Raw genomic sequence first — 14,028 nt, 5'->3', positions numbered from 1 at the left:
GGTGACCCTCTCCGTGCTGCCCGCCGCCAGCTCCAGGGTGCCGTGCAGCACGGAGAGGGTCACCGAGAGGGGGCTGTTGCCTGCATCCACATCGCTCACCTGCAGCCCGTGAATGGTGAAGGGCTGGTCTTCCTGCGCCACCTGGGGCGTCGTCGGCAGCTGGTTGACGGGGGCATCGTTGACCGGTTGTACCTCAATGGGCAGCACGTCGGTGTCACTCAGGGCGCCACCGCTGCCGGTATTGCCCCGATCGTCCGTCACCATGGTCAAGGCGTCATTGCCGTGGAAGTCCGGGTTGCCCTGATAGGTGACCCCGCCCGAGAGCAGGGCATTGAGATCCGCCAGGGTGCCGGTCAGCACCACATCGCCGGTGCCGTTGCCGGTCAGGGTCACGCCGCTCCCGTCCGGCAGGGTCAGGGTGCCGTGCTCTACCGACAGGCGCACCTCCATGATGCCGTTGCCCGCATCCACGTCCTTGACCTGCAGACCCTGGATGACGAAGGGCTCGTCCTCCTGGGCCACCTGGGGATCATCGGGCAACACGTTGACGGGGGCATCGTTGACCGGGCTCACATCGAGATGGATGGTGCCGTTCACTTCGGGGCCGAGAGCGCCGTTGTCCAGGCTCTGGGCCGTCACCTTGATCGCCATGGCGCCGTTGGCGTCATGGGTCACCAGCTCCACCCCGTCGAGCTTGCCCCCATCCGTGGTGACCTGCCAGCGGCCACCGCCGAGATCCACCACGGTGCCGTTCACCCCGCTCGGCAGGCGGATTTCTGCCCCGTCCGGCACCCCTTCCAGGGTGACGCGCACCTGCTCGGGCCCGTTCTCGTGCACATTGCCGGCGCTGCCGCCGGTGGCATGGGTGTCCCGGGTTTCCACCCCCAGATGCAGGGTGATCACGTCCCCTTCGGTGCCGCTCGCCTGATCCTGCATGTCGGTGATGACCGTATCCCCTACCGGATTGACGGTGACGGTGAAGCCCGCACTGGTTTCAAGGGGCAGGGTCAGCCCCTTGTCCAGGGTGAAGGCGCTCAGGGTCAGATCCACGGTGCCGCTGAAATCCGCAGGCGGGATCAGGGTCAGGGTGGAGAAGTCGGTGCCCACAGGCACCTGCCATACCCCGCCCCCATTGTTCACCGCCGGTGCGGACAGGGTGAAGCCATCCGGCACCCCCTTGATCTGCAGCCCGACGATCTGCTCGGAGCCATCGTTGTCGATGAGGCTGGCCCCCAGCCCCCCCAGGCTCACGCTGCCATCTTCCTGGCCCGTGACGTTCTGGACCGTGAGATTGGCCGGATCGTTGACCGGCAGCACCTCGAAGCTCACGTTGCCGCTCCAGCTCCCCCGATCCGTGCCCGTGGTGGCGGTATCGAGGATCTCCACCGTCACCGCCAGCGGCACCTTGCCGCTGAAGTGCTCCTTGGGCACGAACACCAGATCCTTGAGATCCGCCGGATCGTTCACCCTGAGGGTGGAGACCGGCTGGCCATTCTTGTCGAGGAAGTGACCATATTGGGGATCCACGGTCACGACCACCCGCTCCACGGTCTCGAGACCGCCATCGGCCACCGAGGGGCTGATGTCGGCGAGCTTGACCGAGAGATCGAGGTGGATCTCGGTGTCTTCCAGGTTGTCAGGCTGGCCGTCGCCATTCACATCCTTCACGTTCAGTTGCAGCTCGGGCAGGCCGTCCGCCCCGCCGTTGATGTCCACCTCCGGGGTGATGGAGAGGGTGATTTCCTTCTCCACCGTCTTGGTGTCGCCGCTCACGGTGTCGGTGTTGACCAGGCGCACATTGAAGTGCAGGCCGTCACCGGCATAGTCTTGCGGCAGGGTCAGGGTCAGGCGGTCGAGATCATCGAGGCCGCCCGGCAACTTGATGAGGTACTCGCCGTTGACGAAGTCGAAGGTGAGCCCTTGCACGTTGACGCCCGGAGGCAGGCCTGTGATGACGATGCTGAGCTCGTCGTCCCCGATGTCCGCCGTGCCCAGGGTCACCATCTGCTTGAGCTGGCTGCCGAAGTTGACGCCGTGATCCTCCACCCCGGTGATGGGGGCGCTGTTGTCGAAATCGACATCGGCGGCCACCTGGCCCGAGTGGGTCGCGCCATGGAAGTCGGCGCTGGCATTCAATTCCTTGCGAACGCTGGCGCTCACATCCCCGTCATCGCTGAGGTCGTGCACCAGGGCACTCACCTTGAAGGTCACAGTGCCGGTGAAGCCATCCGGCGAGCGCAAAGCGTAGCTGCCGAGGGCGTCATGGGGCACGGTCCAGTTGCCCTGGCCATCGTTGATCCCCCCCACCACCACGAAGCCGGGGGGCAGATCGCTGATCACCAGGTAGTCGATGGTCTCGATGCTGCTGGGGTCCAGATCCTCGAACACGAAGACGCCGTCCAGCGGGATGTCGTGCCCGTCCGGGCTCTCCAGCTGACCGGTCTGCACCAGGTTGCCATCAGGCTCCACCACCGCCTGGATATCCACATGCAGGGTGCCGTCGATCACCTTCTGGGCGGTGGCGCTGGAGTCCACATCCACTTGCGTCACCGTGACATGGCTCTGGAGTGTGGTGTCCTTGTCGCTATCCTCGGGCCCTCTCACCAGCAGCTGGCCGCCGCCGAGCAGGCTCTGCAGCTCGCCGTCGCTCAAGTCCACGGCGCCGCCGCTCACGGTCAGCTGGGTCTCGACCCCGCCCACGCGGATCCAGACTTCATACCCGGGCTCGATACCGGAGAGGCTGAGGTGGGTCACCTTCTCGGCGCCGTCGGTCAGATCAGGCTGCCAGTCCAGCACGGTGAACTGATCCTCCAGGCCATGGCTGGTCTTGGCATAGTCGGTGGCGTCGATGGCCGGCTCCACCTTGATGGTGAGGGGCACGTCGAAGCTCTTGTGGTCGCCGTCGTTCTCGGTCACCACCACGTGGCCGACCAGGTGCAGATCGGCGGTGCTGTTGGGGGGCGGCTGGATCTGCAGGTTGCCGAGGCTGGTCACATCCACCTGATAGAGGGGATTGCCCTTGCCATCGAGTCCGGCGAAGGTGAGAGTCAGCTCCTTGCCATTGCCGTCGAACACCCTGGCCCCTTCCGGCAGCCCTTCCAGCACCAGGTTGAGGGTTTCCGAGTGATCGAGCGGGGTATCCGTCCACTCCCCGGAGGTGAGCTTGAAGTCGAGCGGTGCCCGGCCATCCTCCTGGATGGTGATGCTGTAGCCGTTGCTATCCTGGGTCCAGCCGGAGGTATTGAGATCGAAATGGGGTTCATCCACTACCCCCACCAGATCCACGTGCAGGCTCTGGCTGCCGGTCTCCTTCTCGTTCACCACGGTGTGGGTCTGGCCGTTGGCATCGGTCAGGATGGCGGTGTCCTTCACCACCCCCTTGATGGTGAGATCGAAATCGACGTTGCTGTTTTTGGGCGGCTGCAGCTTGAGGTCATTGATGCGGTCATAGGGCACCTCGTAATAGCCGTTGGCATCCAGAGTGACCGCCACTCCGCCGAGCAGCAGGGTGGCACCGGCGGGCAGGCCGCTGATGCGCACGAACAGCTGCTCGGAGCCATCCGTGGTGTCTCCCAGATGGGCGAGCCCAATCTTGCTGCCCAGATCGATCAGGGTATCTTCCTTGCCCTGGATCTCGCGCACCGTCAGCTTGGCGTCATCCGCCAGCGGGTTCACGTTGACAACCACCTCCAGCGGATCGCCGAGGGCCGTCTCCTTGCCGGTCACCACCGGGGTTTGCTCCGTGCTGACCGGGGTCACAATGAGCTTGATGTCACCGCTGTAGTCCTTGCCGGGCACCACGGTCACCTTGTTGATGTCGCCACCGGCCACCGTGTAGAGGCCGTTGCTGCCCGGCTGGAGCACCTTGCCATTCAGGGTCAGGGTGCCCTGGCCGGAGGCCCACTCTATCCGGTAGCTCAGGGTCTCGGAGCCATCCGTATCGGTGAGGCCCGCCTTGACGTTGAGGGCGATGCCGCTGCTGTCCTCACTCGTGGTGTAATGCTGGTGCGTGCTGCCCGCATCCCACAGGGGTTTGTCGGCAATGCCCTGCACCGTGATGTCCAGATTGCCGGTCAGCACCGGGGGCTTGCTCCCCTCGGTGACCCCCACCTGCAACTGCACCGGGAAGCGCAGCGGAGTACCTCCGTTGTTGTAGCTCGAGTAGTCGTGGTTCGGCACGAAGGTGACACCGGTGAGCTGGAACTTGTCATCGGTGTTGGCCACCGCCACCATGGCCGCAGGCGGCACCTCATACCAGGTCTTGCCCCCCTGGGTGATGGTGGTCAGTGCGACGCCGTTGAAATAGAAGGTGCCCTGGGCATTGGCGGGTGCCTGGATAAGCAACTGCTCCACATGCTCGCCCCGATCGAAATCCCCCACATCCAGGGTCATGGTGATGGGGATACCCTGGCCCGGATCGCTCGCCCCCGCATCCTCCTGGCCGGTGACCGCGCTCGCGGTGAGCTTGCCCGCCTCGTCCCGGATGGTCAGGGTCAGGAGACCGTCGTCGGTATCCCCGTCGCCGTCCACCAGGTGGAAGCCTATCTGCTGTACCAGGGTGCTGTTGCTGTGATCGATGCCCGATTTGGCGGTGAAGCTGTAATCCCCCTCGGCATTGATCACCAGGGTGCCGATGATCTGCCCTGTGGCGTCTGTCACCGAGATGGTGGTGTTGCCCGTGGCGGCGATGGGGTGCTCGGTGCCATTGATGGTCACCGCTCTCACCACCGCATCATCCGCCCCCTCGCTGGCGGTGGCCAGCAGATCGCCGGTCACTTTCGCCCCTTCATTCAGGGCCTTGCTCGCGTCCACGGCCACGGGCACGTCATCCTGCACGCTCACATGGCCGATCACTTCGGCGCTCAGATCCCCGTCACTGTCCCGGGCCTGCAACGGCAGCTGGATATCCAGCAGATCCTTGCCCTGGACACTGTGATCCAGATTGCCTGTCAGCTCGAAGGTGTAGCGGCCGGACACATCCAGGGTCAGCTTGAAGATGAGCTTGCCTGCGCTGTCCTTGCCTAGGTAGACACCCGGCTGGCTGTCTGCGCCCAGGGTGACCACCTTGCCCCCCGACGTCAGGGTATTGAGGGCGTTGAAGCGGGCCACATCCAGTTGCAGGGAGACCACCCGGTCGCTCCCGGCGGCGATCGTCACCTGGCCGATGGCCACCTCTCCCGTGCCTGACGGGCTGGTGCCGCCGTGCTGGCCACTGCCCCCGTTGAGGTCCGACTCCTTGACGGTCACCCCCTCGATGGCGGTGATCACGGGGTCGGCGGCATCGGTGATCACCGCAGTGGTACCGCCGGTGATCACGCTGCCGTCGCTGTCGGTCACCTTCACCGGCAAGGTGAGGTTGAGCTTGTCATCCGCCCCGTGATCCAGGTTGGTGTGTACCGTCACCTGGTAATCCAGGATCTGGCTGCTGTGGGCGGCGATGCTGCCCGGCACGCTCGGCAGGGTCACCGTCAGCACCAGGGTGCCGCTCGCGGTCAGGGCCTGGAAGCTGTGGCCGTTGCTGCCCGCCACCTCTTGCCAGGTGAGGGTCTCGCCGTTGTGGGTGATGGCCTTGCCACTCCCATCCACCACCTGGCCAGCGAGCGTCAGCCGCACGTCCACCACGGGATCGGAGTCCGCCGTGATGGTCAGGGTGCCGGTGGCGTGCTGATCGTCTGCGGTCTGGTTGCTGGCGGCGCCGTCGAAGCGCCCCTCGCTCACCGTCACACCGGTCAGGTTGAGGGTCGGGTTGGCCCCTTCCGAAATGCGGATGGTGAGGGTGCCCGTGGTGCTGTCGTTGTTGCCGCCCCCCTTGTCACTGTCGATGATGTCGAGTTTGAGGGGCAGGCTGGTGGCGCCATCACCGCCGTTTTGATGCACCCCCTGATAGAGGGTCACCTTGTAGTCAAAGCCGTTGCTGGCGGCGTTGTTGAGCGTGCCCACCAGTTCGACCTGGAGCACCTCGACGCGCACGCCGTTCACATCCACATAACCCTTGAGGATCTGGTTGCCCGGGATGGCCGCATTGCCGTCCACCAGTTCGTATTTGACGCTCTGGCCCAACGCGGTCAGCGCAGGTTGCTCGCTGATGTCGGCAAACGACACCTCGCTCACCCGATCAGAGCCCGCATGGATGTCGAAGTGGCCGGTGCCGATCAGGGGCGTCTGCCCGTCGAGCCCCCCTTCGTCGAGGCTCACCCCGCTGCCCGCAACGAAGCCAGGCGCATGACCGTCCCTGACGGTCAGGGGCAAGGTGGTCGAGACCCTGTCTCCGTCCTTGTCCGTGAGGGTGACCCCGAGCGGCAGCTCGAGGGACTCGCTCCCCTGGTGATCCAGCTCGGCCCCCAGGGTCACCCTGGCGGTGACGCTCCAGTTGCCGTTGTTTTCAACGAGGCTCAGCTCGGCCCGCAGCACCTCGCGGCCATCCGCACTGGTCCCCACCAGATCCCCGTTGGCATCCAGGGTGAAGGTCACCGGGCTGCCGTGGCTGCTGTACTTGCCATCCAGGCTGCCTTGTATGGCCGCGATATCGAACCTGAGGCTGCCTTGATCCAATGCATCCGAACCATGGCTCACGGTAAAGCTCATGGTGCTCACCACGGCGCCGTCCCCCTGGTTCGCCTCCGTCATCTCGGTGCCGGTCACGGCGCTGATGACCGGATTGGCCCCGTCGCCGATGGCCACGGTCAGGGTGGAAGAGACGGTGTCCCCGTCGCTGTCCGTGAGGGTGAAGCCCGCCTTCAGCAGGCTGTCAGCGCCCCCCTGATCCAGCGGCTGGTTCAAGGTGAAGACATAGTGACCCTGCTGATCCAGCGTCAGGGTAAAGACATTCTGGCCGTTGACGGCGCCGCTGATGCTGTTGCCACTGATGGTGATGACCACAGGTGCGCCGCCGCTGGTGAGCCCCTGCAGGCCGGGCTGGCTGGCATCGAATGCGATGTTGACCAGGGGGTCGGCGCCTGCGGTGATATCGAGATCCCCGGTGAGGGTCTGGGCTGCGCTCCAGTCGCTGTCCTCCACCAGGGTGAGGGAGACGGGGTCGACCTGGGGCAGCACGCCGTCGGTGATGTGGATATTGAGGGTGCCCAGGTTGCTCTTGTCCCCGTCAAAGTCGGTGCCCTGTACCTGCAGCCCCAGGTTGACGCTGTTGGTGCTGACCGGCTGATCCAGCACGCCGTCGAGCACCACCTGGTACTTGCCATCCAGCCCCAGGGTCACGGTCAGAATGGTCTTGCCGCCCGCATCCAGCAGGGTGATGACGTTGCCGTTGACCTGATAGCTGGTCGGCTGGCCACCGCTGGTGAGGTTATCCAGGGCGGGCTGGCTTGCCTCGAAGTTCAGAGACACCAGGCGATCGCTGCCCACAGTGACCGGCAACTGGCCATCCAGGGTCTGGCCAGAGGCCCCTTCCTGCAAGGTGACACCGCTGTCGATGCCGAGGTGGGGATCGGCGGCATCGGTCACATGAATGACGGTATCGCCTTTGCTGACGGTGCCATCACTGTCCGTCACCTGCATCCCGACCTCGATATTGAGCCGATCGCCGGCGCCGTGATCCAGGTTGGTGTGGGTCACCACCTGATAATCGAACTCCACCTTGCTGTGCGCCGCGACGCTATCGGGCACATTGGGCAGGGTCACGCTCAGCACCAGGGTGCCGCTGGCGGTCAGGGCCTGGAAGGAATGGCCGTTGCTGCCCGGCACCTCTTGCCAGGTGAGGGGCTCGCCGTTGTGAGTGACGGGATTGCCGTTGACGTCCATCACCTGACCGCTCAGGACCAGGCGCACATCGACGATGGGGTCGGAGTAGGCCTGCACCGTCACCTTGCCCGTGATGAGCTGATCGTCGGCGGTCGCGCCACTGGCGGCGCCATCGAAGCGCCCCTCGCCCAGGGTCACGCTGTCGATGGTCACCCCGTTGACGATAGGCCTGACCCCCTCGCTGATGGTGATGTCCAGGGTGCCCGTGGTGCTGTCGTTGTTGCCGCCCCCCTTGTCACTGTCGATGATGTCGAGTTTGAGGGGCAGGCTGGTGGCGCCATCACCGCCGTCTTGATGCACCCCCTGATAGAGGGTCACCTTGTAGTCGAACCTGTTGCTGGCGGCGTTGTCGAGCGTGCCTACCAGCTCGACCTGGAGCACCTCGATGCGCTGGCCACCCACCTCCACATACCCCTTGAGCACCTGGCTGCCCGGGATACCGGGATCCCCGTCCACCAGCTCGTATTGCACCGACTGGCCGAGGGCGGTCAGGGGGGGTTGCTCGGAGGGATCGGCAAACGACACCTGACTCACCCGGTCCGACCCCGCCTCCAGCGTGAAATGACCCACCTCGGTCAGGCTGTTGCTGCCATCGAGGCGACTCTCGCTCAGGTCTACCCCGCTGCCCGCCACGAAGCCCGGCGCATTGCCGTCCTTGATGATCAGGGGCAAGGTGGTCGAGACCCTGTCTCCGTCCTTGTCGGTCAGGGTGACCCCGAGCGGCAGCTCGAGGGACTCGCTCCCCTGGTGATCCAGCTCGGCCCCCAGGGTCACCCTGGCCGTGACGCTCCAGTTGCCGTTGCTCTCCACCACATCCAGCTCGGCCCGCAGCACCTCGCGGCCGTCCGCACTGGTCCCCACCAGATCCCCGTTGGCATCCAAAGTGAAGGTCACCGGGCTGCCATGGCTGCTGTACTTGCCATCCAGGCTCTGCTGAATGGCGGCGATATCAAATTTGAGGCTATCGGGCGCCAAAGCATCTGCCCCGTGGCTCACGGTAAAGCTCATGGTGCTCACCACGGCGGCATCCCCCTGGTTCGCCTCCGTCATCTCGGTGCCGGTCACGGCGCTGATGACCGGATTGGCCCCGTCGCCGATGGCCACGGTCAGGGTCGAGGAGACGGTGTCCCCGTCGCTGTCCGTCAGGGTGAAGCCCGCCTTCAGCAGACTGTCAGTGCCCCCCTGATCCAGTGGCTGGTTCAAGGTGAAGACATAGTGGCCCTGCTGATCCAGCGTCAGCGTAAAGACGTTCTGGCCGTTGACGGCGCCGCTGATGCTGTTGCCGCCGATGGTGATGACCACAGGTGCGCCGCCGCTGGTGAGCCCCTGCAGGCCGGGCTGGCTGGCATCGAACGCGATGTTGACCAGGGGGTCGGCGCCTGCGGTGATATCGAGATCCCCGGAGAGGGTCTGGGCCGCGCTCCAGTCGCTATCCTCCACCAGAGTGAGGGAGACGGGATCGACCTGGGGCAGCACGCCGTCGGTGATATGGATATTGAGGGTGCCCAGGTTGCTCTTGTCCCCGTCAAAGTCGGTGCCCTGTACCTGCAACACCAGGTTGACGCTGTTGGTGCTGACCGGTTGATCCAGCACGCCGTCAAGCGCCACCTGATATTTGCCATCCAGCCCCAGGGTCACGGTCAGAATGGTCTTGCCGCCCGCATCCAGCAGGGTGATGATATTGCCGTTGACCTGATAGCTGGTCGGCTGGCCGCCGCTGGTGAGGCTATCGAGGACGGGCTGGCTGGCCTCGAAGTTCAGCGACACCAGGCGATCACTGCCCACAGTGACCGGCAACTGGCCATCCAGGGTCTGGCCAGAGGCCCCTTCCTGCAAGGTGACACCGCTGTCGATGCCAAGGCTGGGATCCACACCGTCGTCGATGGAGACAACCAGATCGGCGCGGGTCTCATCCCCGTCTATCTCCCTGGCGGAGACGGTGAGCCCGAGGGAGAGCCTGTCGCTGCCCTGATGATCCAGCGGCCCGACAAGGGAGACGGTCACTTTGCCCTGGATGTCGCTGCCCGACTGGGCTGCGCCGAGCTCGGCCTTGAGCACCTCGACCCGCTTGCCATTGCCATCCAGGTAGTAGCCCGTCAGCAGGCGATCGCCGCTGAATTCGAAGCTGAGCGGGTGGCCGTCGCTGGCAAGACCGCTGCCGTTGAGGCGAACGAGGGTATTGGCCTGATCGGCGAAGGCGAGGGAGTCCGCCAGCAGGGGATCGGACTGATGACCCACGACGAACTGGCTCTCGCCCACCACGGCCGCCGGATGGGTGAAATCATCTTCCACAAGGCTGATGGGGGCGATGGTGAAGCCCGGGGGGGTGCTGTCTACCAGGTTGACGGTGAGATGGGCGCTCACCAGATCCCCGTCGCTGTCGCGGTACTCCAGGTTGAAAGGCAGGCTCAGGTTGTCCTGGCCGTGATCCAGGCTCTGGTGCCAGACGATGCGATAGCTGCCGTCGTTGGCCAGGGTCAGGGTAAAGATGGAGTGGCCGCCGGCGCTGGCGGTGAGGGTCTGGCCGCTGACCTGGTAGGCGAGCGCCGTCCCGTGGCTGGTCAGGCCGAGCTGATTGAGGGCGCTCTGATCGGCCCCGAAGCTCACCTGCAGGCTGCCATCGAGCCCGGCCCCGGTGTGCAGGGAGCCGGTGGCGCTCACCGGCCCCCCGGCCAGATCCCCCTCCGACAGGGTCAGGGTATCGCTCTGTCCGATGAGAGGGGCCCCGTCGATCACCCGGTTGCCCGCCAGATCCGTCACCTCGGCGCGCACCTCATAGGGGCCCAGGATGCCGGAGAGATCCAGGCCATCGAGCTGCCAGCGGCCGTCGCTGCCCACCAGGGCGCTGCCGCTGTAGAGAGCCTCGCCATTCTGGCCGATGAGGGTGATGGTGACCCGCTGCCCCGCCTCCACGTCCGTGGCCGTGCCACTCAGGGTGACCTGGTCATGGCCGAGAATGCGGCTGGTGTCGAGATCGTCGATGTCGATGGCAGCCCGGGTATCCACCGTCACCGTCAGGGTGTCGCTCGCCCGGTTGCCCGCAATGTCCACCGCATCGACGCGAAAATCATGGGCGCCGTCCGCCAGGGTAGCGGGGATCTGATATTGCCAGTTGCCGTTGCCATCCACGGTGAGCACGGCCATCACCTTGCCTTCCAGGGTCAGGGTGACGGTGGCGCCCGGTTCCCCCTTCCCTTGCAAGAGTGGCGTGGTGTCGCGGGTCAGATCGTCCACCTGGCTGGCCCCGCTGTCGCTCTCGTCCGCCAGATCCAGGGTGATGGTGGTGATGGTGTCGAGCAGGGTCTCGCCGGTGTCGCTGGCCCGGTTGCCGGCGGCGTCCCGGGTATCGGCCTGGATGGTCAGGGGGCCGTCCACCAGCTTGCCGGTGACATCCCCGAAGTTCGCCTCCCAGACGAAGCCGGGCAACACCACTGTGGTGGTGGTCAGGCGATGGCCCTCCTGATCCGTCAGAGTAACGGTCACCGTCTGGCCCACCTCGACGTCCCGAACGAACCCGCGAATGATGACGCCGGTCGCCTCGTCGGCATTGATGATGTTGTCGTCGGTCTGGGGTTCGGTGATGGTGATATGGGCCTGCTGATCCTGATCTTCCACATAGGGCGTTTCACTGCCCCGGGCGACACCCTGGTGATCCGTGTCGAAGCCCGCCTCGGACAGGGTCGCATCATTGGTGCGATCCACCACCACAAAGCCACCGGCGCTGGAGCCGGCCACGCCACCGACGTTGCCGGTGGCGGCATTGCCCGCCGCCGTCTCTTCAAACTGGGCGGTCGGGTCAACCCCCTGGCGGATAGCCTCCTGCAAGCTGGCCAGCTCGGGATCCGCCGCCAGAGGCTCGGGCGATGCCTCCGGCCGGGCAGGCCCGGAGGGCTCGCCGCCAGTATCGACCAGTTCCACATGTCCGTCGGATCCGCTGACCAGGCGCATTCCCGGCTCCAGTTGCATACCAGGGGTGGCAGGGCGCTGGGCGCCCTCGGCATCCATCACAAACACGGTGCCTTCCACCTTGGCAATAAGAGTCGGTTTCTCGATTCGCAGCTCGGCCATACATCCTCCAACGGGTAAATACAGACTTCCCAGCACATGAAGCTTAATAAGGAAAGTCGCCGTGACAGACGGCTATTTTACCGCCAGCGAGCCAGCACAACACTTCGCCATTTTCGATAAAATAGAAAGCAAATGCGGCAAACCCTCCAATTAATTGCACTTAAATACTTAAAAATTGATTTCACGCAGACATGAAAGCGATTTCAAAGCCGTTTCAGACAAACATCCGGTTCTTCTGGCTCCCGAGAACGCGACAGTTTCTGGCACCCCCCTATTTTCCGACCCGCCTCACTATTTCAGCAGGCAGAATCCCCCTGGCCAGCACAGGCAAAATCGTGCATGTGTATTCACGCGTTCACTCCTTCCTTCCGGGCCAAACAGATGCTAGCCCCTCCCTGCTCGCCCCCTTTGCCTTGCGGTACATCCGGGGGCGGTACACTCCCGCGCTCCTGCCTGCGGAAAAAGCGAGGCAGCAACCCCCAGATGACACTCGATAATTCAACCTGGATCCCACTTTTGGGATCCTCCCCCCATGGCAATTGATCTAGCGCAATTCCCGTCGGGATAAATCATTATCCATTTTACCCATTTGGTATTATTCCCTCGATCAATTGCATAAATTCCAATCTATATGCAGCCATAACAATTAATCGGCCTGCCATGCCCGTCGATGATGAGCACAGATGTCCACACCGAGATGGAACGGTCAGGCCAGAGATGGACTTTTTATCTGGGAGTGATGACTGTGGGTTCATATGACAAGCTATTTCGGCCAGGCTTCGCCGCCCTGCTGCTGACCGCCCTGCTCGGTGCAGGCAATCTGGCGCAGGCAGAGGAGGCCGCCCCCAAGGGCAAGGTAGAGGCGCGCAGCGAGCTGTTCGCCAAGGATCACGCCGATCAGTTCAGCAGCTGGAAGGCCACCGGCGAGAGTCGCGAGCGCACCGATGCCCTGGCGGAAGATCCGCAGATGGTGGTGCTCTGGGGCGGCTATGCCTTCGCCAAGGATTACAACAAACCGCGCGGTCACTTCTATGCGCTGACCGACGTGCGCGAGACCCTGCGCACCGGCGCCCCCAAGAGCGCCGAAGATGGTCCCCTGCCCATGGCCTGCTGGAGCTGCAAAGGCCCGGATGTGGCCCGCGTCATCGACGAGAAGGGTGAGGATGGCTACTTCAAGGGGATGTGGGCCAAGGGTGGCCCCGAGATCGTCAACACCATCGGCTGCGCCGACTGCCACGACACCGCCTCGAAAGAGTTCAAGGAGGGCAAACCCGCCCTGCACCTCTCCCGTCCCTATGCCGATCGGGCCATGACCGCCATCGGCAAGCCGTTCAAGGAGCAGGGCCGGTTTGATCAGCAGTCCCAGGTGTGCGGCCAGTGCCACGTGGAGTACTACTTCACCGGCCCGACCAAGGCGGTGAAATTCCCCTGGGACAAGGGCACCACAGTGGAGCAGATGGAGCAGTATTACGATGAAATCGGCTTTGCCGACTGGACCCATGCCCTCTCCAGGACCCCCATGCTCAAAGCCCAGCACCCCGAGTACGAGACCTGGCGCGCCGGCATTCACGGCCAGAACAACGTCGCCTGCGTCGACTGCCACATGCCCAAGGTGCAGAACGAACAGGGCAAGGTCTACACGGATCACAAGGTAGGCAACCCCTTCGATCGCTTCGACCAGACCTGCCGCAACTGCCACACCCAGAGCAAGGAGATGCTGCAAGGGGTGGTCAAGCAGCGCAAGGATGCCGTCACCGAGATCAAGCTCAAAGTCGAGAAACAGCTGGTGCACGCCCACTTCGAAGCCAAGGCTGCCTGGGATGCCGGCGCCACCGAGGCCGAAATGAAGGACATTCTGCAGGACATCCGTCACGCCCAGTGGCGCTGGGACTTCTCCATCGCCTCCCACGGGGTGCAGATGCACGCCCCGGAAGTGGCGCTGCGCATGCTGGGGACCGCCCTGGACAAGGCCGCCGACGCCCGCACCAAGCTGGTGCGCCTGCTGGCCGCCAAGGGGATCAGCCACGAGATCGCCATCCCTGACATCTCCACCAAGGAGAAGGCCCAGGCCGCCCTTGGCATGGACATGAAGCAGATGAACGGCGACAAGGCCCAGTTCCTCAAGACCACAGTCCCCGCCTGGGATGCCGAGGCCAAAGCGGCCGGACGGCTGGCACAGTAATGGCGCCTGCGAGCCCGGCC

General features: G+C 64.4%; 2 protein-coding genes. One reads left to right on the top strand and one right to left on the bottom strand.

Features of this window, described 5'->3' with window-relative positions:
• The coding region (locus BN1136_RS20445) for a retention module-containing protein (protein WP_052447064.1) at nt 1–11,826 on the bottom strand (11,826 nt) is incomplete at its 3' end.
• Between the two features lie 739 nt (nt 11,827–12,565).
• Between BN1136_RS20445 and nrfA the strand changes: the two genes are divergently transcribed.
• Nucleotides 12,566–14,008, top strand: a complete 1,443-nt coding sequence (gene nrfA, locus BN1136_RS16725) for an ammonia-forming nitrite reductase cytochrome c552 subunit (protein WP_043760171.1) — start codon at nt 12,566–12,568, stop codon at nt 14,006–14,008.
• Nucleotides 14,009–14,028: the final 20 nt, after the last annotated feature.

Source organism: Aeromonas taiwanensis, assembly GCF_000820165.1.
Taxonomy (GTDB): Bacteria; Pseudomonadota; Gammaproteobacteria; order Enterobacterales; family Aeromonadaceae; genus Aeromonas; species Aeromonas taiwanensis.
This window is presented reverse-complemented; position numbering and strand designations above follow the sequence as displayed.

Bases quoted from the DNA above. Each gene is read 5' to 3' on its own strand.
- nrfA (WP_043760171.1), top strand. From the start codon at position 12,566: ATGACTGTGGGTTCATATGACAAGCTATTTCGGCCAGGCTTCGCCGCC.